The sequence below is a fragment of the Sphingomonas yabuuchiae genome (assembly GCF_001477495.1).
Taxonomy (GTDB): Bacteria; Pseudomonadota; Alphaproteobacteria; order Sphingomonadales; family Sphingomonadaceae; genus Sphingomonas; species Sphingomonas yabuuchiae_A.
Genome location: NZ_LDTF01000007.1, coordinates 157245 through 178315, shown reverse-complemented (window position 1 = coordinate 178315; position 21071 = coordinate 157245). Strand labels below are relative to the sequence as shown.

Here is a 21071-nt window from a genome sequence, read left to right as displayed (position 1 = left end):
GCCGCACCCTCTTTCCGTCGCTCTTGTCGTGCGGACGCTTTCATGACCCTGGTTCCCCTCGCCTTCGGCTTTGCCGCCATGCTCGCCACGCTGGCGGGCGGGCTGCTTGCCCTGCGGCTGCGTCACCGCATCGGACTGGTGCTGGGCGTGACCGCCGGGATCGTGGTCGGCGTGGCATTGTTCGATCTGGTGCCCGAGGCCCTGGAGCTGGCGGGCGACCGCTGGACGATCCGCGCGATGATGGCGTTCAGCGCCTTGGGGCTTGGCGGCTATATGCTGCTCGACCGGGTGCTTGCCCGGATACCGCGCGCGGCGGCCGCGTCATGGCGGGGGGATCTGGGTCCGGCCATGCTCTGCCTGCACAGCCTGATGGACGGGCTGGGCATCGGTATCGCGTTCCAGATCGATACGGCGGCGGGCTGGATGATCGCGCTGGCCGTGCTGACCCATGACGTGGCGGACGGCGTCAATACCGTGAGCCTCAGCCTGGCGGCGCGGTCGGAAGCGGCGGCGCGGCGTTGGCTGGTGCTGAACGGCGGTGCCCCGATGCTGGGTGTCCTGATCGGCCTGGGGCTGTCGATCCCGGCGGGGATGTTGGCCCCGCTCATGGCGCTGTTCGCGGGGATTTTCCTCTATATCGGCGCATGTGAACTCGTGCCGCGCAGCCAGTCGCTCGATCCGCGGCTTCGGACCAGTGTCGCGACCCTGGCCGGTATCGCGCTGATGCTGGGCGTGACGCACTTCGCCCACTGACGCGAGCTTTGGGGCACCGCCGCCGGGAAGGGCGCCGACGGCAGTGCCCTGACCTCAGGCGGGCTGGGCAGCCTCCGCCGCCGCATTCGCACCGCCCTCGGCCATGCCGGTGAGCTTTTCGTCGGTCGCCTTTTCCTCGGCCAGCGTCTCGTCGAGGATCGCCGCACAGTCGCTGCGGCCCAACTGGCGCGCCCAGGATACCAGCGTGCCGTAACGCGCAATCTCATAATGCTCGACGGCCTGTGCAGCGGCGATCAGCGCGGCGTCGAGCACCCGCTTGTCGGCGACCTCGCCCGCAACCTCATTGGCTTCCTTGATGATGCCGTCGATCGCCGGGCAGGTGACCGCCTTGGGCGTTTCGCCATGCATTTCGAACACCTGTTCCAGTCGCCGGATTTGCCCTTCGGTTTCGCGCAGATGCTGCTCGAACCCGGCCTTGAGCTGCGGGTCGGTCGCCTTGTCGATCATCTTGGGCAGCGCCTTGGTAATCTGATGCTCGGCGTAGTAGATGTCCTGAAGCTGATGGACGAACAGGTCGTTCAGCGTCGCGATGTCCTTGGTAAACAGGCCCATGATCCGTCTCCTGATGGGGTGGTTCAGCGTTCGGCCGAGTCGGGCTCGGCGATCTTGCGGTGCGCTTCGGCCAGGACCGACTGGGGCACGACGCCCGAGCCTGCGACCTGCAGCTTGTTCTTCAGGCCGGTGGTGATGTGCCCCTCACCCGCCTGCATCGCATCCCAGCCCTTTTGGGCGACCTCGGCGGGATCGTCCTTCTTGCTCTGGCCGACATTGGTGTCGAGCATGTCGGCGCGGGCGAAGAATTCGGTGTCGGTCGGCCCCGGCATCAGGGTGGTCAGGGTCACGCCCTTTGCATCCTTCAGCTCGTTGCGCAGCGCCTCGGTGAAATTGTCGATGAACGCCTTGGTCGCGTTGTAGATGGCGTTGAACGGGCCGGGGATGAAGCCGACGATCGATCCCGTCACCAACACCTTCCCCTCACCGCGCCGCACCATCGCCGACAGCACATGCTGGAGCAGATAGACCGTGCCGGTGACGTTGGTGTCGACCGAGCGCCGCCAGTCCTTGACCTGCTGGTCGAGGAACGCCCCGCCCTTGCTGTTGCCCGCATTGGCGCACAACACGTCGATGGTCCGGCCCTCGGCGGCGGCAAGCAGCGTATCGACGCCCTCGAGGGTCGACAGGTCTGCTTCGACCGCCTGGACCTGCGCGCCCTTGGCGGACAGCTTGCTGGCGGCGGTGTGGATGGCGGGCTCGTCTGCGACGATCAGCAGGTCATAGCCGTCCCGCGCGGCACAAGCCGCCAGATGATAGCCGATGCCGGTCGAGGCACCCGTCACGATTGCGAATTTCTCTGCCATGGCGTGGCTCCTTATTGACCGGGCTTCAGCACGATCTTGGTCACTTCGTTCTGCTGGTCGTGGAACATGCGATACCCCTCCGGCGCCTGTTCCAGCGGCATCCGGTGCGAGATCAGGAAGGTCGTATCGATCTTCCCCTCCATGATCGCGTCGAGCAGGCCGGGCAGATAATGCTGGACATGGGTCTGTCCGGTCTTGAGGGTCAGCCCCTTCTGCATCACCGCGCCCAGCGGAAACTTGTCGACAAAGCCGCCATAAACGGCGGGCATCGATACGCGGCCGCCCTTGCGGCAGGCGATGATCGCCTGGCGAATAGCATGGATGCGATCGGTGCCGAGGAAGGTCGACGCCTTGATCTGATCGATCGCATTGTCGACGAACAGCCCGTGCGCCTCCAACCCGACCGAGTCGATGACCGCGTCGGGACCGATCCCGCCGGTCATCTGCATCAGCGCGTCATAGGTCGCGGTCTGTTCATAGTTGATCGTCTCCGCGCCGAACTTGCGCGCCAGCTCCAGCCGGTGCGGGAAATGGTCGATCGCGATCACCCGCTCAGCCCCCATCAGGAAGGCGGATTGAACCGCGAACAGCCCGACCGGTCCGCAGCCCCAGACGGCGACCGTATCGCCCGGCTCGATCTCGGCATTTTCCGCCGCCATCCAACCGGTGGGCAGGATATCGGAGAGGAACAGCACCTTCTCGTCCTCCACCCCGTCCGGGATGACGATCGGCCCGGTGTCGCTGAACGGCACACGGACATATTCCGCCTGTCCGCCCGCATAGCCGCCGGTCATATGGCTGTAGCCGAACAGCGCGGCCATCGGATGGCCGTACAGCTCGCGCGCGATATCCTGATTGTCGGCCGGGTTGCCGTTCTCGCAGCCGGAATATTGATGCTTGCCGCAATGATAGCAGGAGCCGCAGGCGATGGTGAACGGCACCACGACCTTCTGCCCCTTTTTCAGCGTCGAGCCCGATCCCGTCTCAACCACCTCGCCCATGAATTCATGGCCCAGAATGTCACCCGACTGCATCGTCGGGATATAGCCGTCATAGAGGTGGAGGTCGGAACCGCAGATGGCGGTCGCCGTCACCTTGATGATCGCGTCGCGCGGATTGACGATTTCCGGGTCGTCGACATTGTCGATGCGGACGTCATGCTTGCCATGCCAGGTCAGCGCCTTCATGCGGCCTGCTCCTCACGCTGTTTGGGGTTCATCGCATTGGTGGCGACCTCGCCGGTTTCCATCAGCTGCTTGAAGCGGGCGAGGTCGCGGCGAACCTGGATATTGGGTTCGCGCTGGAACAGCTTGGCGACCAGCTTGCCGATCACACCAGCAGGCGGATCGTAGAGGATAGTCGCGGTGACGACCGTGCCCCGCGCGCCCGCGTCGCGAAAGGTCACGCGGCCCGAATTGGCGACATCCGCCCCTTCCGCCGAGGCCCAGGCGATCAGTTCGCCCTCACGCTCCTCGGTGACGATCGCATCCCATTCGACATGGGTGCCGCCCGGCGCCTTGACGGTCCAGTGCGAACGCTTGTCGTCAAGCACGTCGATGGCCTCGACATTCTCCATCACGCTGGCGAGATTGGAAAAGTCGCGCCACCAGGCATAGAGTTCGGCGGATGGGCGATTGATCGTCACCGCCCATCCGGCGAAGCTGTCTCCACGATCCTCGACCGCCTCGGCGGTGGCGATCCTGACGGCGGCGTCCTGGTCCTTGGATGTCGAGACGGGCGCGTCGTCATAGGGTCTGTCGGCGATGTCCGGCATAAGCCTTTCTCCTCATTCCTTGCCCGGACAGCGTTGGATGAGGCGCGATGTTCCTTATTTTATCACGTTTTTACAATATCTTGATGCATATCAACTGATCCGTTCGATCAACCCGCCGTCACCCGGATCGGGGCACGACCGACCTTGCGCGCCAGGGCCTTGGGGTCGGGAATGGTCATCGATCGCGACGACCAGATCAGGTCACCCGCCCGCCGTGCGGCCTGGAGCATGCGGTTCACATGCACGGCCGTCAGGCCGAGCGCATCGGCCAGCGTCTCCTGCGTGATCGGCAGGTCGAAGCTGCGCCCATGGGTCATTTCGCTGAGTTCCAGACGCTCATGGAGTTCAAGCATCAGGTCGCCGATCCGCTCCATGGCGTTCATCCGCCCCAGCCGCGCGATCTGGGCCAGCAGATAGGCCTCGTCCATCGCATGGGCGATCGCATAGGTTTCGTCGAGCGCGGGCAGCGTGCCCGGCTCGGGCGGAGCGCAGGTCGTGACCTCGGTCAGGGTGATGATGCTGGTCGGCGCCACCGGGCGTCGGTGATGATAGAGCCCGACCACGTCACCGGGCAGCAGGAAGTTGAGGAACTGCCGCCGCCCGTCGAGCAGGATACGCACGCGCGCCGCCCATCCCGACAGGATCAGATGCGGGCTGGCGATATCGCGCCCCTCGACCATCAGGTCGCGTCGGGGCCGGAACTGCTGGGGCCGGGCAATCGCCTCGCCAAGCGCCTGCACCGACGCCTGGTCCAGGGGCGCGAGGCGCGACAAGCGATGAAGCGCCGGCGCGATCGGCCGGACGCTGCGCGTAAGCGGGATACTCATGGTTTGCCCTTCGCCGTCATCAGGGAGAACGGCCGATCGGCGGGGCATTCCAGGAGAAACACGGCACGCAGCGGCGATCGAGACAAATTCATCGCAACTCTCCTCATCCTGCCACCGGCCTCCATTGGTCGTGCGGCGAGAGCGATGACGCGACGGACGCCACCGGGTCATGTACAAAGGGGTTGGACAGCGCCCAACCGGAGACAAATCGCCGGATCGATCCGCCATCACGGTCATGACGAACCAAGCGGTGCTGTCGTAACGCTTCCGTGTCCAAGGTGTACGAACAACCGTCCACAGTGCTCCATAATGCACATCAATATCCGGCGTTTTTCGTGCGTTAAGTCGAAAAACGGGGCAGAGCGTGGGAAATAGGCGGTGCGATACCGCCGCTTTCGACGGCCATTCAGACACGTTTTAAGACAACGCGAATTCGCACTCACGCAGTCCCGGCACGGATCATCCGTCATTTTCTTTTGATCCCGAAACCCTATGGTGCGCGCCTTTCTGTCCAAGAGGCTTTGCCATGCGTTTCGCCACCCTCTCCCGCCAACCCGACGATCCCCTGCTGCGGATCATCGGCCAGCACGCCGCCGACCCGCGTCCGAACAAGATCGACCTGGGCGTCGGCGTGTTTCGCGACGAGGAGGGCCGCACGCCCGTCATGACGGCCGTAAAGGCGGCCGAAGCCCGTCTGCTGAACGAACAGTCGAGCAAATCCTATCTCGGGCCGGAAGGCGATATCGGCTTCGTCCGCGCGCTGGCGACGCTGGTGCTGGGTGATGCGGTTGCGACCGAGCGCGTCGTCGGGCTTCAGACGCCGGGCGGCACCGGGGCGCTGCGGCTCGCCGCCGAACTGCTGGCACGCTCCGGCGTCGGACGAATCTGGATCGGTAGCCCGAGCTGGGCCAACCATGCGCCGCTCTTCCGCCAGGCGGGTGTCGAACCGGCCATGATTCCCTGCTTCGACCTGAACACGCAGAGCTTCGACCTTGACGGCTTCCTGACCGGGCTGGGCGAAGCGGGTGCAGGCGATGCCGTCTTGCTGCATGGCTGCTGCCACAATCCCATCGGGATCGATCCCGACGGAGCGGGCTGGAGCGCCATCGCTTCGCTCGTCGCCGAGCGCGGGCTGTTGCCGGTCGTCGATCTCGCCTATCAGGGGCTGGGCGACGGCTTTGATGTCGATGCCCATGGTGCGCGGACCATATTGGCGGCGGTGCCCGAGGCGCTGCTCGCCTATTCCTGCGACAAGAATTTCGGGCTGTACCGCGAACGGACGGGCGCTCTGTTCGCCATCGCGCCCGACCGGGACAGCGGTGCGACGGTGTTCTCCAACCTGCTCGCGCTGGCGCGGGCCAATTGGTCGATGCCGCCGGATCACGGCGCGGCCATCGTCCGTATCATCCTGGAAGACGAAGGGCTGAGCGCAGAGTGGCGCGACGAGCTTGAGACGATGCGCCAGCGGCTCGAAAGCCTGCGTGCGGCGCTGGCCGCCGGAGGGCGGATCGGGACGATCGATCTGGCAGCCGTGGCGCATGGCAAGGGCATGTTCGCCACCCTGCCCCTCTCGCCCAGCCAGGTGGAATGGCTGCGCGATCGTCATGCCATCTATATGGCCGGGTCGGGCCGGATCAACATCGCCGGGTTCAACATGGCGGCGGTCGCGACCTTCCATGAGGCGCTGCGGGATATGGTGGCGAACGGAGTCGCGTAATCTGGGGCTATCCCGCCGTTCGCTCGGGGCGGCGGGGGTTCCTTGGCCTTCGACTTCGCTCAGGCCGAACGGGGTGTAGTATTCATCCCTACCTGAGCGAAGTCGAAGGCAACGTCACCCGGCCAACAAAAAGGGGCGCATCCGAACCAACGGACGCGCCCCTTTTCGTATGTGAAGCGGGCCGAAAACCCCGGCCCGGCCCGCCTTATTTGCCCGAATGGACGATCCGGTTGACGAGGTTCTCGATCCGCTCCTGACGGCCCGAACGGGGCTTCGGATCGATCGCCTGTTGCTCCGCGAGGTCCGCGATGCCGGCGAGGTCGAGACCACCGACCTTCTGGCCGAAATCACCGTCCCAACCGGCATAACGTTCGGACTTGATCGCATCGAGACGGCCGTCCTCGATCAGCGCGGCGGCGTTGAGCAGGCCCTTGGCCACCACGTCGATCCCGCCGACATGGCCGTGGAACAGATCGACCGCGTCCATCGACTGGCGACGCACCTTGGCGTCGAAGTTGAAGCCGCCGGTGGTAAAGCCGCCCGCCCGGATGATCTCCAGCACGGCGAGCGTCAGTTCCTCGACCGAGTTGGGGAACTGGTCCGTATCCCAGCCATTCTGGTGGTCGCCGCGATTGGCGTCGATCGACCCGAAGATGCCCAGGGCCCCAGCGGTCGCGATCTCATGCTCGAAGGTGTGGCCGGCCAGCGTGGCGTGGTTTGCCTCGATATTGACCTTCACTTCGTTCTCGAGGCCATAGGCCTTGAGGAAGCCGTACACGGTCGCCGTATCGAAGTCATACTGGTGCTTGGTCGGCTCGTGCGGCTTCGGCTCGATCAGGATGGTGCCGTTGAAGCCGATTTTGTGCTTGTGCTCGACGACGAGGCTCAGGAAGCGGCCCAGATTGTCGAGTTCGCGCTTCATGTTGGTGTTGAGCAGCGTCTCATAGCCCTCGCGACCGCCCCACAGCACATAGTTCGCGCCGCCCAGGCGATGCGTCGCTTCCAGCGCGTCGCGGACCTGCATCGCGCCGAACGCATAGACTTCGGGGTCCGGGTTCGTCGCGCCACCGGCGGCGAAGCGCGGATGGCTGAACAGGTTGGCGGTACCCCAGAGCAGCTTACGGCCCGACGAGGCCTGGAGCTTTTCAAGGTGATCGACCGCTTCGGCGAAGTAACGGCGATGCTCGGCGACGCCCTGCGCATCGGCCATCACGTCGACGTCGTGGAAGCAGTAATAGGGCACGTCCAGCTTCGAGAAGAAGTCGAACGCCACTTCCCGCTTCTGCGCGGCGGCGGCGCTGTCGTTGGCGCCCGCATGCCAGGGGCGGTTGAAGGTGCCGCCGCCGAACACGTCCGACCCCGGCCAGCAGAAGGTGTGCCAGAAGCAGGCGGCGAAGCGGAGATGCTCCTCCATCGTCTTGCCCAGCACGACGCGGTTCTTGTCATAGAAACGGTAGGCGAGCTCGTTCTCGCTGTCCGGGCCTTCATAGCGGATCGTCGGGATGTCGGCGAAAAAGTCGGTAGCCATGTTACGAATTCCTCGGAGTGATGCGGGAATAGCTGTCGCGGAAGCGCGCGATCTTGGGGGCGAAACGCTCGGCGAGCGCGGCGTCGGGGGCGATGGTGTGGCTGACGGGCGGCGGCGCGCAGACCTCTTCGGGCGATCCGCCATCGACCGCCAGTTGGGCGAGGCGTGCCGCCCCCAGCGCCGGACCGACCTCGCCGCCCTTCAGATAGACGAGTTCAACGTTCAGCGCGGCGGCCAGCGTCTGGCCCCAATAGGACGAACGTGCCCCGCCACCGATAACCGACAGCTGCGACAGCTCGGTTCCGGCATCGCGCAGCACCGACAGGCCGTCGGCGAGCGCAAAGGCGACGCCCTCAAGTACCGCCTGCGCCAGAAGCTCAGGCGTGGTGTCGTGGTCCAGGCCCAGGAACGCCCCGCGTACCTCGGCATCGTTATGCGGGGTCCGCTCGCCCGACAGATAGGGCAGGAAGATTTCCGGGCCGCTCGCCGGACCGACGCTTTCGGCGCGAGCGAACAGCTCGGCCGCACCGGGAGTGCCGGTCAGGCGCGCGACCCAGTCGATGCAGGCCGCCGCCGACAGATGCACCGACATCTGGTGCCACATATTCGGCAGACAGTGGCAGAAGGCGTGGACCGCACCCGCAGGATTGGGACGGAATTCCTTGGTCGCGGCAAAGATGACGCCCGACGTGCCCAGCGACAGCAGCGCATCGCCATCCTTGACCACGCCCACGCCCGCGGCCCCAGCGGCATTGTCGCCACCACCGCCCGCGACAGGCACCTGGTCGATGCCCCAGGCTTCCGCCACATCGGCGCGGAGCTTGCCGGTCTGCGCCGTGCCCTCGACCGCCTGCGGCATCTGCTCGCGGGTCAGGCCGGTGGCAGCGAGGATATCGTCGCTCCATTCGCGGCGTTCGACGTCCAGCCAAAGCGTACCCGCCGCATCCGACACGTCCGACGCCTTCTCACCGGTCATGCGCAGCCGGACATAATCCTTGGGCAGCAGCACGGTGCGGATCTTCTCAAAGGTTTCCGGCTCGTGATGCTGGACCCAGAGCAGCTTGGGCGCGGTGAAGCCCGGCATCGCCAGGTTGCCCGCGATCCGGTGGAGATCGGGGGCCTTGGCCTCCAGCTCCGCGCATTCGGCCTCGCTGCGGCCGTCATTCCACAAGATGCCCGGACGAAGAACCTGGTCGTCCGCACCCAGCAGCGTGGCGCCATGCATCTGCCCGGCCAGCCCGATGCCGCGGACCGCCCGGCGGACCGCCGGATCGATCGCGCGGACGGCCGAGGTCGTCGCCTGCCACCACGCCTCCGGGTCCTGTTCGGACCAGAGCGGGTGCGGACGCTGCACGGTCAGCGCCGCCGTCCCCTGCCCCACGACCGCGCCATGTTCGTCCAGCACGACGGCCTTCACGCCCGACGTGCCGATATCGATGCCAAGGAACATCCCGCGTCCTTACTTCACGAACGGGTCGATGGTCGGGATCGTCCCGTCCGGGTTGAACTTCAACTCGGTCATCTTGACGTTACGCAGGTGGTTCTTATCCGACAATTGCGTATCGGCGTAGAAAAGCCACCACTTGCCCTTCCACTCGACAATCGAGTGATGGGTGGTCCAGCCCTGCACCGGCTTCAGGATGTGGCCCTTATAGGTGAACGGACCATAGGGGCTGGTGCCGATCGCATAGTTCAGGAAATGCGTGTCACCGGTCGAATAGGTGTAATAATATTTGCCGTCGCGCTTGAAGACCCAGGACGCCTCGAAGAAGCGCTTGTCATGGTCGCCGCCGAGCACTGGCTTGCCCTTTTCGTCGAGGATCACGACGTCGCGCGGGGTTTCGGCGAAGGTCTTCATGTCCGGGTTCATCTTGGCGATCCTGCCCGAGATGGCGGGCTGGTCGTCCTGCTTCAGATCGGTGTCGCTGCCGTTCGGATCATATTTGCCGTTCTTCCAGCGCTGCAACTGGCCACCCCAGATGCCGCCGAAATACATGTACGCGGTGCCGTCCGCATCCTGGAACACGGCCGGGTCCATCGAGAAGCTGCCGGGGATCGCCTCCGGCTCCGCCTTGAACGGCCCCATCGGGTTCTTCGAGGTCGCGACGCCGATGCGGAACGCGCCCAGGCCGTTCTTGTCCTTCGACTTATCGCGCGCCGGGAAATAGAGATAATAGGTACCGTCCTTATAGGCGGCGTCGGGTGCCCACATCTGTTGCGACGCCCAGGGCACGTCCTTTACATCAAGCGCGACGGGACCGACCGTGACCTTGCCGCCCGGCTCGTCCATGCGCAGGACGCGATAGTCGCGCATCGCATATTGGTTGCCCAGATCGTCGTTCGGCGTATCGGTCGGCACGTCATGGCTGGGGTAGACATAGAGCTTGCCGTCGCTCCAGACATGGGCCGACGGATCAGCGGTGAAGATGTCGCGCACCAGCGGCTGCGACAGATAATGGCGACCATCGGGGGACGTCGGATTGGCATCGTTCGACGCCGTCGCCGTCGTGTTTTCGCTGACCGCATTGTCGGCCTTTTGCGCCGTCCCGCAGGCCGCCGTGCCGAGCCCAAGCACCAGGCTGGCCATCATCAAGCGCTTCATCGCTTTTCCTCTCCAAGCGCTCCATCTTTGGAGCTTTGCAGGCACGATAGCGCTATCAGGACGGAGGATGCAAGGCCGGTTCGGCGTTTTGCGTTGGGACGGGGCTTTGCTTGACAACAGCCGTGTCGGCATTGTTGGTAACGATATTCGGCCCCGCTCCTTCCATCTTGGGCCGCCCATTCCAAAGACCGACGGCCTCAGGTCGGCATGTTTACAGGATAGAGGATGACCCGCATGGCCCTTCGCTTCTTGCCGTCACGCTGGCTGCTTGCCGCAAGCGTCGCATTGGCCCCGATCACAGTCGCACCTGCCCAGATGGCGACCCAGCAACCGACCGTCGTGCCTGGCGCCAAGCCGGTCACGGTCGAGCGGATCAAGGTTCATTCCGCCGCGATCGAGGGCAATCTGGAGGGCAACAGCGCCGACCGCGACGTCATCGTCGTCCTGCCGCCCGACTATGCCAAGAACCGCACGCGTCGCTATCCGGTGGTCTATGCGCTGCACGGCTATTCGATCGGCGCGGACCAGTGGACGAAGGAAATCCACGTCCCTGCCTCGGTCGAGGGGGCCTTCGCACGCGGCGTCCCGCCGATGATCCTCGTCTTTCCCGACAGCAAGACGATGCACAACGGCTCGATGTATTCCTCGTCGCAGACGGTCGGTGATTTCGAGCGATTCATCAGCCATGATCTGATCGCCGCGATCGACGCGCGCTATCGCACCATCCCGCGTCGCGAGGCGCGTGGCCTCGCCGGTCATTCCATGGGTGGGTATGGCACTGCGCGCATCGGGATGAAGCATGCCGATATGTACGGCGCGATCTACATGATGAGCCCTTGCTGCCTGTCGCCGCGCGCGATGGCTCGGCCCGAGGGGACGGACGAAAAGCTGCTGACCGGCCTCACCTCGCCCGGCGAGTCCGCCAAGTTGAACTGGGGCCAGCGCGCGATGCTCGCCGCCTCGGCCGCCTGGTCGCCCAATCCGAAGAACCCGCCGCTCTATCTCGATCTGCCGATCAAGGACGGCAAGGTACGGGACGACATCGTCGCCAAATGGCTGGCCAACACGCCGCTCGCCTTCGTCGACCAATATGTCACGCCCTTGCGCAGCTACCGCGCGATCGGGCTGGATGTCGGGTCGCAGGACGGGCTGAAAGCCGATGCACAGGCGCTGCATGAAACGCTCGATCGTTATGGCATCGCGCACACGTTCGAGATTTACGACGGCGACCATGTGAACCGGATCGGGGTGCGGTTTCAGGAACAGGTGTTGCCGTTCTTCGGGCGGGCGCTGGCGACGAAGTAACCAAATCCTCCCCGACCAGGGGAGGATCAATCCGCGATGGGCGTCATCGTATCGATCCGGAACGGAGCGCTACGCACCGGCACGCCGGTTTCCGGCTGCCCGGATCCGACCGAGGCGCGGTAGTCGCCCTTCATCACCAACCGCTGACCATCGGCATCCACCACACTCAGGTCGCGCGGGCTGAGCGTGAAGGTCAGGCTCTTTCGCTCGCCGGGGGCCAGATGCACCCGCCGGAACCCGCGTAGCGCGACGCGCGGCGCGCCCTCCACCTTAGGGAAGTTGAGGTAGAGCTGCGCCACCTCGTCACCTTCGCGACGGCCGGTATTGCGCACCTCGGTCGTGACGGTCATGGTGCCGTTCGCGCCGGACGTCACTGACAAGGGCGCATAGGCGAAGCTGGTATAGCTGAGTCCATAGCCGAACGGGTAGACGGGCGAGCCGGTGAAGTAGCGATAGGTCCGTCCCTTCATCGCATAATCGCCGAACGGCGGCAGGTCCTCGATCGCGCGATAGAAGGTCAGCGGCAGGCGCCCCGCCGGGTTGGTCTGGCCCGACAGGACATGACCGACCGCCAGTCCGCCCGCCTGGCCCGGATACCAGGCCTCGATGATGGCGTCGGCATTCGCCTTGGCCCAGGCGAGGTTCACCGGGCTGCCGTTCATTAGCACGACGATCAGCGGGCGGCCGGTCGCCTTGGCCTGTTCGAGCAGCGCCTGCTGGTCGGCGGGCAGGTCGAGCGTCGTCTTGTCGCCCCCCTTGAAGCCGGGGACGGAGATCGGCGCTTCTTCCGCTTCCAGATCGGAGGTCAGGCCGACGACCGCGACCAGCGCGTCGCTGGCCTTGGCCGCCGCGCGCAGTTCGGCCGCCGGATCGTCGGACACGCGCTTCCAGACGAGGTTGATTCCGGTCAGGATACGTGCCTCGGTCGTGACGGTGATCGGATAGCGTCGCCCCTTTTCCAGCGTGACGGTCTTCATCGTCGGAAGGCTGTTCCACGAGGCCTTGGTCAGATCGACGAAGGGCCGTCCGTCGAAGGTCATCGCGCCGTTGAAGCCCGCTATCCCCAGTCGGTAACGCCCGGTCTCCGGGGGCACGAGAAAGCCGGTCCATACCGCACGGTGCACGTCACGCAAGGACGACAGGTCCAGGCTGCGCGAGGCGGCATTGGCCTCGACACGGGTGACGACGGGCCGATCCTCGAACCTGGCCGTTTTCAACCAGTCGTTCAGTGCGCCGGGGGCAAAGCGGTCGGGAATGCGGCCCACGACGTTGTAATAGCGCGCGGTCAGGCCCGGCTCGCCCATCTCGGCCTGGAGCGCGGTCGTCGGGATCGGATCACCATCGGTATAGGTCTCGGCGAAGGGCACATAGCGCACCTGCGCGCCCGGCATGGCCTGCCGCAGCCCCTCCACGACCGACACCTGCGGCCCCGACAGCGAGGAGGAATAGTTGCCGCGCAACACCCGCGTCGCATCGCCCAGCGGCCCGATCACGGCGATCCGGGCATGGGGCTTCAGCGGCAAGATGCCCTTGTTCTTGAGCAGGACCAGGCTCTTTTCCGCGACCTCCAGCGCCAGCGCGCGGTGGGCGGGCGTGTCGATGTCGCGCGGCGAACTGGTCTGGGTCGACAGCGGGCGCAGGCCCGGCAGGTCGCCGGTCCGATAACGCGCGGCGAACAACCGGGTCAGCGAACGGTCGATATCCGCGACCGAGATCAGCCCGCGCGACAGCGCCTCGCGATACGGATTGGTCAGCCCGTCCGTATCGGTCAGCGTGGCGTTGTTGCACTCGTTATCGACGCCCGCCCGCATTGCCGCCGCCACCGCGCTCGCCGCATCGGGGGCGTAGTGATGGTTGGCGGCGATGTCCTTCACCGCATCGCAGTCGGACACGACATAGCCGCGAAAGCCCCAGCGTCCGCGCAGATGATCCTTCAGCAACTGGTCGCTGGCGCAGGCGGGCTGGCCGTCGATCCGGTTATAGGCGCACATGATCGATCCGGCCCCGCCCTCGACGATCGCGGCGCGAAAAGCGGGCAGATAGGTATCGACCAGATCGTGCTGCGAGACATAGACATTGGCTTCGTGCCGGGTCGATTCCGGGCCACTGTGCACCGCATAATGTTTGGGCGTGGCGATGACATCGATCCGGTTCGGATCGTCACCCTGCATCCCGCGCACGAAGGCGACGCCCATCCTGGCGGTCAGGAAAGGATCCTCGCCATAGGTCTCCTGCCCCCGCCCCCAACGCGGGTCGCGGAAGATGTTGATATTGGGCGACCAGGTGTCGAGCCCCGTGCCGATCCGACCCATCCGCCCGGTCGTCCGTGCCAGCGCGTGGAGCCCACGCACCTCGGCGCTGACCGCCTGCGCCGCGCGTCCGACCAGCGCATCGTCGAAAGTCGCCGCCAGCCCGACCGGCTCGGGGAAGTTGGTCGTCGGCACCGGGCCCAGCGCGCCGTGGAGCGACTCCGTCCACCAGTTATAGGCGGGCACGTCCAGCCGCGCGATGGCGGGCGCGGTGTTGAGCAACTGGCCCAGCTTCTCGTCGGTCGTCATCCGGCCGACCAGCCGAGCCGCCAGCGCCTCGGCCTGTTCGGGACCGGGGGCCGCCTGCCGCTGCTGCGCCACCACCATGCCGGAGGTCGACAGCGCCAAAGCCGAAAGGGTCGCCCCACGCCATGCCTTCATGCCAAATCACTCCCCTGAAAGCCTATTTTTGGTAACGGTATCACGAAAGCCGACTTCGTCCAGCATTCGATTTTCATGGGTCTTTTCAACGCTCCGACGGTGGACAGCATTGGTTTAGTCGGACAAGATCGCGCAAAGACCATCACGGGGAGGATCATCATGCGGCCCATCATCGCCAGGGTTTTCGCGAGCGCTATCGCCATGGCCTGGATGGCCTCCGGACCCGCCCTGGCGGCGGACAAGGCCGATCCCTTGGCCCCGACCGGGCGGTGGAGCGCCAATCAGGATGGTCAGGCCGCGCTACCGCCGATGGGCTGGAACAGCTGGAACGCGTTCAACAGCGATGTCGACGAGGAAAAGGTCATGGCCTCGGCCCAGCTGATCGTCGACAACGGCCTGCGCGAGGCGGGCTATCGCTACATCAATATCGATGACGGCTGGTGGCTGCGCCGCCGCCAACCCGATGGCCGGATGGTCATCCGTGCCGACAAATTTCCCTCTTCCGCCGCCGGCCCCAACCAGCAGACCAGCTTCCGCCCGCTGACCGACCGGCTTCATGCCATGGGGTTCAAGGCGGGGATCTATTCGGACATCGGCCGCAACAGTTGCGGCCAGGTCTACACCCCCAATTTCGCCAATCAGCCCGAAGGCACGGTCGCCGAGCGCGAGGTCGGGCTGTATGGCCATATCGACCAGGACATCGCGCTCTATTTCCGCGAATGGGGCTTCGACTATATCAAGGTCGATGGCTGCGGCATTCGCGGGTTGGGCAAGGACAGCGACCATGTCCGCAAGGGCGATTATCGCGAGCTGGCTCCGCTGATCGACATGAACTCGCTGGCGCGCACGAACATCCCTGCGGTGCGCGCGCTCTACGATCAGGTGGCGGCCGCCCTGAAGCGAGAGAATCCGGACGGGGACTATCTCTTCTCGCTTTGCCTATGGGGTTCGTCGGACGTGCGAAGCTGGGGCAAGCAGATCGGCAATGTCTCGCGAACCAGCGACGACATCACCGCCCACTGGTCCCGGATGCTGACCAACCTCGATACCAGCGCCAGCCGTGCGCTCTATGCCCATCCGCATACGTGGAACGACCCCGACATGCTGTTCGTCGGCTCGGGCGAATTCGACGCCAACCACATGACCGAGGCGCGGTCGCACTTCGCGATGTGGGCGATGATGAACGCGCCGCTGCTGATCGGCTTCGACCTGCGCAAGGCCAATGCCGAGCAACTGGCCCTGCTCGGCAACCGGGCGATCATCGCGCTCAATCAGGACGCGGGCGCGAACCAGGCGGTCCCCGCCTATCTATCCGACGATGTGCAGATTTTCGTGAAGAGCCTGGCCAATGGCGACAAGGCGGTGGCGATCCTGAACCGCACCGCGGCGCCGGTGCAGCCGGTCCTGACCGCCGATCACCTGAAGCTGCGCGGGACTGTCGCCATGACCGACCTGTGGACCGGCGCGAAGAGCAGCTTCTCCGGCGAGACCAAGCTGACGCTCGCCCCGCACCAGACGCTGATCTATCGCGTTACCGGCGCGCATCGTCTGGCGGAAGGTCATTACCTGTCCGAAGCCCCCAGCGACGTGAACCCCGCCGAGGACGGTGTCGCCACGCCGGAAGGCGATCCGACCATCCATCACGAACTCAGCCCCTGGGGCGGCAGCAAGGGGCCGGGCGACTTTCCGCAATATGCCGGCTGGGGCGGAGCGCAGGCCGATCGCACGCCGTTCGGGCGGCTGCTACGGCTGAGCGGCAAGGTGTATGACACCGGCATCGGTGTGCTAGCCAATTCGCGACTGGAGGTGCGCAATCGCGGCCGGGCGAGCTTTAACGCCACGGTCGGCATCGACGACTCCGCCACCGCGCGCGGGCGGCGGGTGGTGTTCGAAGTCTATGGCGACGGCAAGCTGCTGACCCGCTCGCGGGCGGTGGCGCTGAACGAGGCGCCCGTCGCGGTCGAGGCGGATGTGCGCGGCCGCAAGCTGATCGAACTGGTCGCGCGCGCCGATAGCGCTCCCGACGCAGCACTGCCGGTCGCCTGGGCCGATGCGCGCCTGACCGGTTGACGACATTCGCCCCGACTTTCATGGCCTTGCCGTTTGACGCGGGCCATGCAAAAGTCCGGGGAAAAGACAAGGGAGAGGGTGATGAAACCCAGTTGGCAAGGGCCAATGCTGACGCGTCGTCAGCAGCTGGCCGGAATTGCAGGCGGCCTGATTATGGGAGCGCTACCTGGCTCACTATGGGCACAGGCCGCGCCGTCGCTGCGTGATCTGGCAGCGCAGAAGGGCATCCTGTTCGGCACCGCGATCAATGCGGGCCGGGGTTCGCCGATCAACGATCCGGGTTACGGCGCGATCGTCGCGCGCGAATGCGGCGTGCTGGTCCCGGAAAACGAGATGAAGGTCTATGTGCTGGGCAATGACCCTGCGCATCTGAACTTCGCCCCCGCCGACCGGATCGCCGGGTTCGCCCGCGACAACCGCATGAAGCTGCGCGGGCATACGCTGCTGTGGAATTACGAGAAATATATTTCGCCCGCGCTGGCCGAGACGGTGACGAAGACCGGCGCGGAGACATGGCTGCGCACCTATATCGCGGCGGTGGCGGGGCATTTCGGCGACCAGATTTACAGCTGGGACGTGGTCAACGAGACGATCGATCCCAAGACCGGCGAAGTCCGGGGCACGGTGTTCGACAAGGCGCTGGGTTTCGACGTGTTCAAGATCGCCTATGAGACCGCCCGCGAACACGCGCCGCACGCCCAGCGCGTCTATAACGACTATATGTCCTGGGAGGTCGGCAACGAGACGCACCGCGCGGGCGTGCTCCGCCTGCTAGAGCGGTTCCGCAAGGAAAATGTCCCCGTCGACGCGCTCGGCATTCAGAGCCATCTGGGCAATGACGGCAGCCATTCCAAGGTGCAGCGCGCGGAGTGGAAGCGCTTCCTGGATGAGGTCACCGCGATGGGCTATCGCCTGCTCATCACCGAGTTCGACATCAACGACCGCGAGATGCCCAGGGACATCGCGCAGCGCGATGCGCAAGTCGCCTCGGTCGCCAAAAGCTATCTCGACATGATGCTGTCCTATCCGCAGCTCGACCAGCTGCTGTGCTGGGGCCTGTGGGACAAGCATAGCTGGCTCAACGGCTTCGCCCCGCGTGCCGATGGCCTGCCGCAACGTCCCCTGCCCTATGACGACGCGCTCAAGCCAAAGCCCATGCGCGCCGCCATTGCCGCCGCGCTCAGCGCCGCCCCCATCCGAAAGTCGATCGCATGATCCGCCTGCCCTTTGCCGCCCTTGCCCTGTCGTTCGTCCTGGCGGGCGCGGCGTCCGCCCAGACCGCAACGTTCGACCGCTTCACCTATCGGGGCCGCTCGATCGAGCCGGTGAAGCCCAAGGCAGGCGAGTATCTGAACCCGATCATCGCGGGCTATTATCCCGACCCGTCGATGACGCGGGTCGGCAAGGACTATTATCTCGTCAATTCGTCCTTCGCGCACTTCCCTGGCCTACCGATCTTCCACTCGACCGACCTCGTCCACTGGACACAGATCGGCAATGCGATCGACCGGCCGGGCCAGCTGGACTTCACCGGACGCTCGGTGTCGGAGGCGGTGTTCGCGCCCGACATCAGCTATCACGACGGCACCTTCTATATCGTCAACACCTGCGTCCAGTGTCGGGGCAATTTCGTCATCACCGCGAAGAAGCCGGAGGGGCCATGGTCCGACCCGATCTGGCTGCCTTTCGAGGGGATCGATCCGTCCATCTACTGGGAAGGGGACCGCGCCTATATCGTCAACAATCGCGCGCCCGATGAGACACCGCGCTATGACGGCCACCGCGCCATCTGGATCCAGGAATATGACTGGCGCGCGGGCAAGATGGTCGGTGAGAGCACGCAGCTGGTCAATGGCGGCGTCGACCTGTCGAAGAAGCCGGTCTGGATCGAGGGGCCGCATATCTTCAAGAAGGACGGCTGGTATTATCTGACCGCGGCCGAAGGGGGCACCAGCGTCAACCATTCGCAGGTCGTGTTGCGCTCGAAGGAGCTTCGCGGCCCCTATGTGCCGTTCGCGAACAACCCGATCCTGACCCAGCGCGATCTCGATCCCAAGCGTCCGCACCCGATCAGCGCGGCGGGCCATGCCGAACTGGTCCAGACGCAGAATGGCGACTGGTGGGCGACCTTCCTGGCGACGCGGCCCTATGCCGACGATTACTACAATATCGGGCGCGAGACCTTCCTGCTACCCGTGACGTGGAAGGACGGCTGGCCCATCATCCTGGACAAGGGCAAGACGGTGCCGTGGACCCATAGTGTCCCCAACCTGCCCGCGTCGCCCGCGCCCAAGCTGCCGACCAGCGGCGATTTCGGCTATACCGACGAGTTCGACGGCACCCGGCTGGCGATGCAGTGGATCGGCGTCCGCACGCCGAAGACGCCATTCTATTCGGTCGCGAACGGCGCGCTCACGATGAAGGGTGGCGATCCGCTGGGCGACCGGCAGGGCGTGCCGGGCTTTGTCGGACGGCGGCAGCAACATGCTATCGCCGATATCTCGACCACGCTGCGCTTCACCCCGACCAGGGACGGTGCCCGCGCCGGTCTGGTCGCGATGCAGAACGACTATGCCTATCTGTTCTTCGGTCTGACCCGCATCGACGGCCAGCCCCGCATCGCGCTCTACAAGCGTGAGGGCAAGAACACCCGCGACGAGACGGCGGCCGAGACGCTGATCGCCTCGGCACCCTTCGCGCCCACGGGACCGGTGACTTTGACCCTTCATGCCAAGGGCGGCACGATGGGTTTCGACTATGAGAGCGGCGGCAAGCGTGCGACGCTGAAAAGCGACCTCGACACCCGCTTCCTCAGCACCGCGCGCGCGGGCGGATTCGTCGGCACGGTGGTCGGCCCCTATGTGTACAACCCGAAATGAGGCGGCTTCCCCTCGCGCTGCTCGCCGCCCTGCCCGCCCTCGCCGGGGCACAGGTCTGGCAATCGGATCGCGGTGACGGCCGCTATGCCAATCCGCCGCTCTATGCCGATTATCCCGATCCCGACATCATCCGGGTAGGCCGCGATTTCTACTTCATCACCACGACCTTCGCGAACGTTCCCGGCCTGACCATCATGACGTCGCGCGATCTGGTGAACTGGCGTTTCGTCGGCCATGTCATCGACCGGCTGGATGGCCTGCCGCAATATGACCTGAAGGACGGCGGCGCGTATCGGAAGGGCATCTTCGCGCCCAGCCTCCGCTACCGCGACGGCGTCTTCTATATCGCGGTGACGCCGGTGGGCGAGAAGACGCGCATCTATCGCTCGAAGAACATTCGCGGTCCGTGGGACATGAACCGGATCAGCGAGGCCGCCTTCGACCCGGGCCTGTTCTTCGACACCGACGGCAGCGCCTATATCATGACCTCGGTCGGGTCGGACGGCACCAATACGCTGCTCAGTCTGGACCGCGACCTGCGCACCGTGACCGACAAGCGCGTCGTCTATTACAACAAAGGCGCGGAGGGTTCTAAGCTCGTCAAGCGCGGCGGATATTACTACATGTTCAACGCCATACCCCGGCGGCTGGGCATGACCGTGTCGCGCACCAAAAGCCTGTTCGGGCCGTGGGAGACGCGCGACCAGATCGATGACAAGACCGGCGGCCATCAGGGCGCGATCGTCGACCTGCCCGACGGCACCGATTACGGCTTCGTCATGGTCGATGCGGGCGCGGTCGGCCGGATGACCAATATCAGCCCCCTATTCTGGAAGGACGGATGGCCGGTCTGGGGCACGCCCGATGCACCCGGCCGCGTGCCCGCCACCGCGACCAAGCCGATCCAGGGCCAGCCGGTCAGCGTTCTTCCCGCCTCGGATGATTTTTCGGCGCGCAGCCTAGGACTGCAATGGCAGTGGAACCACAATCCCGTCGCCAGCGGCTGGTCCCTGACCGAGCGGCCGGGCTGGATGCGGCTGCGCGCGGGTCAGGCTCCGGCCTTGTGGAGCGCGCGCAACACGCTGCTGCAAAAGGGGCAAGGGCCGTTCAGCCGGGGCACGGTGGCGATCGATACGACGCATATCCGCAGCGGCGACCAGTGCGGCTTCGGCACCTTCGGCAAATACAGCGGCCATATCGCGGTCGGCCGGGGCAGCGACGGACGGCTGACCCTGACCATGCGGGTGATCGAGGATGTCGCAGCCGAAAAGGGCACGACGCAGAAGACCGATATGCGGGTCGATGCCAAGCCGGTATCAGCAAAGCGGCTGTTCCTGCGCACCGACATGGACTTCAAGACCGACCGAGCCAGTGTCGCCTATAGTGTTGACGGACGGGACTGGCAGGTGATCGGCGGGGACTTTCCGCTGGCTTTCGATTGGCGGACGGGCACGTTCCAGGGGCAGCAATATGCGCTGTTCTGCTATAATCCGGGTGCGAAGGGCGGCTGGATGGATGTGGACAGCTTCACGCTGTCGGGGCGGTAA

Annotated in this window: 16 protein-coding genes; 7 read left to right on the top strand and 9 right to left on the bottom strand. The window is 65.3% G+C overall.

The features are described from left to right. The first annotated feature begins 42 nt into the window (after nucleotides 1-42). Nucleotides 43-753 carry a ZIP family metal transporter gene (locus NS355_RS02050; protein ID WP_058744134.1) on the top strand — a complete coding sequence of 237 codons (711 nt, stop codon included), beginning with the start codon at nucleotides 43-45 and terminating at the stop codon, nucleotides 751-753. A 54-nt stretch (nucleotides 754-807) separates the two neighbouring features. On the opposite strand, the gene NS355_RS02045 is transcribed toward NS355_RS02050, so the two are convergent. The 5 genes from NS355_RS02045 to NS355_RS02025 form a co-directional block, all read right to left on the bottom strand. Next, nucleotides 808-1326, bottom strand: coding sequence for a ferritin-like domain-containing protein (locus tag NS355_RS02045; protein ID WP_058744133.1), 519 nt, complete (start codon nucleotides 1324-1326; stop codon nucleotides 808-810). 23 nt (nucleotides 1327-1349) lie between these two features. Continuing rightward, nucleotides 1350-2132: an SDR family NAD(P)-dependent oxidoreductase gene (locus NS355_RS02040; protein ID WP_058744132.1), complete on the bottom strand. Its 783-nt coding sequence runs from the start codon at nucleotides 2130-2132 to the stop codon at nucleotides 1350-1352. Nucleotides 2133-2143: 11 nt separating this feature from the next. Further along, complete coding sequence (locus NS355_RS02035) at nucleotides 2144-3319, bottom strand: zinc-dependent alcohol dehydrogenase (protein ID WP_058744131.1); 1176 nt, start codon at nucleotides 3317-3319, stop codon at nucleotides 2144-2146. Beyond that, complete coding sequence (locus tag NS355_RS02030) at nucleotides 3316-3906, bottom strand: SRPBCC family protein (RefSeq protein WP_058744130.1); 591 nt, start codon at nucleotides 3904-3906, stop codon at nucleotides 3316-3318. The genes NS355_RS02035 and NS355_RS02030 overlap by 4 nt, the downstream gene beginning before the upstream one ends. A 107-nt stretch (nucleotides 3907-4013) precedes the next feature. Then, nucleotides 4014-4733: a Crp/Fnr family transcriptional regulator gene (locus tag NS355_RS02025; protein WP_058744129.1), complete on the bottom strand. Its 720-nt coding sequence runs from the start codon at nucleotides 4731-4733 to the stop codon at nucleotides 4014-4016. A 526-nt stretch (nucleotides 4734-5259) separates the two neighbouring features. On the opposite strand from NS355_RS02025, the gene NS355_RS02020 reads away from it, so the two are divergent. Then, on the top strand, nucleotides 5260-6450 hold the full coding sequence (locus NS355_RS02020) for an aromatic amino acid transaminase (RefSeq protein WP_058744128.1): 1191 nt from the start codon (nucleotides 5260-5262) through the stop codon (nucleotides 6448-6450). A 205-nt stretch (nucleotides 6451-6655) separates the two neighbouring features. On the opposite strand, the gene xylA is transcribed toward NS355_RS02020, so the two are convergent. The 3 genes from xylA to NS355_RS02005 are packed head-to-tail and all read right to left on the bottom strand — an operon-like array spanning nucleotide 6656 to nucleotide 10580. Next, nucleotides 6656-7978, bottom strand: coding sequence for a xylose isomerase (gene xylA / locus NS355_RS02015; RefSeq protein WP_058744127.1), 1323 nt, complete (start codon nucleotides 7976-7978; stop codon nucleotides 6656-6658). Between the two features lies 1 nt (nucleotide 7979). Continuing rightward, nucleotides 7980-9428: a xylulokinase gene (gene xylB / locus NS355_RS02010; RefSeq protein ID WP_058744126.1), complete on the bottom strand. Its 1449-nt coding sequence runs from the start codon at nucleotides 9426-9428 to the stop codon at nucleotides 7980-7982. 9 nt (nucleotides 9429-9437) lie between these two features. Then, nucleotides 9438-10580, bottom strand: coding sequence for a glycoside hydrolase family 43 protein (locus NS355_RS02005; RefSeq protein WP_058744125.1), 1143 nt, complete (start codon nucleotides 10578-10580; stop codon nucleotides 9438-9440). A gap of 234 nt (nucleotides 10581-10814) precedes the next feature. On the opposite strand from NS355_RS02005, the gene NS355_RS02000 reads away from it, so the two are divergent. Further along, nucleotides 10815-11885, top strand: coding sequence for an alpha/beta hydrolase (locus NS355_RS02000; protein ID WP_058744286.1), 1071 nt, complete (start codon nucleotides 10815-10817; stop codon nucleotides 11883-11885). Nucleotides 11886-11911: 26 nt separating this feature from the next. Here NS355_RS02000 and NS355_RS01995 read toward each other — a convergent pair whose 3' ends face one another. Beyond that, nucleotides 11912-14575 carry a glycoside hydrolase family 3 C-terminal domain-containing protein gene (locus tag NS355_RS01995; RefSeq protein ID WP_084787436.1) on the bottom strand — a complete coding sequence of 888 codons (2664 nt, stop codon included), beginning with the start codon at nucleotides 14573-14575 and terminating at the stop codon, nucleotides 11912-11914. 159 nt (nucleotides 14576-14734) lie between these two features. Between NS355_RS01995 and NS355_RS01990 the strand changes: the two genes are divergently transcribed. The 4 genes from NS355_RS01990 (at nucleotide 14735) to NS355_RS01975 (ending at nucleotide 21071) form a co-directional block, all read left to right on the top strand. Then, nucleotides 14735-16645, top strand: coding sequence for an NPCBM/NEW2 domain-containing protein (locus NS355_RS01990; RefSeq protein WP_058744124.1), 1911 nt, complete (start codon nucleotides 14735-14737; stop codon nucleotides 16643-16645). Nucleotides 16646-16750: 105 nt separating this feature from the next. Further along, nucleotides 16751-17860, top strand: a complete 1110-nt coding sequence (locus NS355_RS01985) for an endo-1,4-beta-xylanase (protein ID WP_244489519.1) — start codon at nucleotides 16751-16753, stop codon at nucleotides 17858-17860. Further along, complete coding sequence (locus NS355_RS01980) at nucleotides 17857-19524, top strand: glycoside hydrolase family 43 protein (RefSeq protein ID WP_058744122.1); 1668 nt, start codon at nucleotides 17857-17859, stop codon at nucleotides 19522-19524. Before NS355_RS01985 ends, NS355_RS01980 begins: the two co-directional genes overlap by 4 nt. Continuing rightward, a complete protein-coding gene (locus NS355_RS01975; protein WP_058744121.1) occupies nucleotides 19521-21071 on the top strand; it encodes a glycoside hydrolase family 43 protein in 1551 nt (516 codons plus the stop codon). Before NS355_RS01980 ends, NS355_RS01975 begins: the two co-directional genes overlap by 4 nt.

Bases quoted from the DNA above. Each gene is read 5' to 3' on its own strand.
- NS355_RS02050 (WP_058744134.1), top strand. From the start codon at position 43: ATGACCCTGGTTCCCCTCGCCTTCGGCTTTGCCGCCATGCTCGCCACG.
- NS355_RS02045 (WP_058744133.1), bottom strand. From the start codon at position 1,326: ATGGGCCTGTTTACCAAGGACATCGCGACGCTGAACGACCTGTTCGTC.
- NS355_RS02040 (WP_058744132.1), bottom strand. From the start codon at position 2,132: ATGGCAGAGAAATTCGCAATCGTGACGGGTGCCTCGACCGGCATCGGC.
- NS355_RS02035 (WP_058744131.1), bottom strand. From the start codon at position 3,319: ATGAAGGCGCTGACCTGGCATGGCAAGCATGACGTCCGCATCGACAAT.
- NS355_RS02030 (WP_058744130.1), bottom strand. From the start codon at position 3,906: ATGCCGGACATCGCCGACAGACCCTATGACGACGCGCCCGTCTCGACA.
- NS355_RS02025 (WP_058744129.1), bottom strand. From the start codon at position 4,733: ATGAGTATCCCGCTTACGCGCAGCGTCCGGCCGATCGCGCCGGCGCTT.
- NS355_RS02020 (WP_058744128.1), top strand. From the start codon at position 5,260: ATGCGTTTCGCCACCCTCTCCCGCCAACCCGACGATCCCCTGCTGCGG.
- xylA (WP_058744127.1), bottom strand. From the start codon at position 7,978: ATGGCTACCGACTTTTTCGCCGACATCCCGACGATCCGCTATGAAGGC.
- xylB (WP_058744126.1), bottom strand. From the start codon at position 9,428: ATGTTCCTTGGCATCGATATCGGCACGTCGGGCGTGAAGGCCGTCGTG.
- NS355_RS02005 (WP_058744125.1), bottom strand. From the start codon at position 10,580: ATGAAGCGCTTGATGATGGCCAGCCTGGTGCTTGGGCTCGGCACGGCG.
- NS355_RS02000 (WP_058744286.1), top strand. From the start codon at position 10,815: ATGGCCCTTCGCTTCTTGCCGTCACGCTGGCTGCTTGCCGCAAGCGTC.
- NS355_RS01995 (WP_084787436.1), bottom strand. From the start codon at position 14,575: ATGAAGGCATGGCGTGGGGCGACCCTTTCGGCTTTGGCGCTGTCGACC.
- NS355_RS01990 (WP_058744124.1), top strand. From the start codon at position 14,735: ATGCGGCCCATCATCGCCAGGGTTTTCGCGAGCGCTATCGCCATGGCC.
- NS355_RS01985 (WP_244489519.1), top strand. From the start codon at position 16,751: ATGCTGACGCGTCGTCAGCAGCTGGCCGGAATTGCAGGCGGCCTGATT.
- NS355_RS01980 (WP_058744122.1), top strand. From the start codon at position 17,857: ATGATCCGCCTGCCCTTTGCCGCCCTTGCCCTGTCGTTCGTCCTGGCG.
- NS355_RS01975 (WP_058744121.1), top strand. From the start codon at position 19,521: ATGAGGCGGCTTCCCCTCGCGCTGCTCGCCGCCCTGCCCGCCCTCGCC.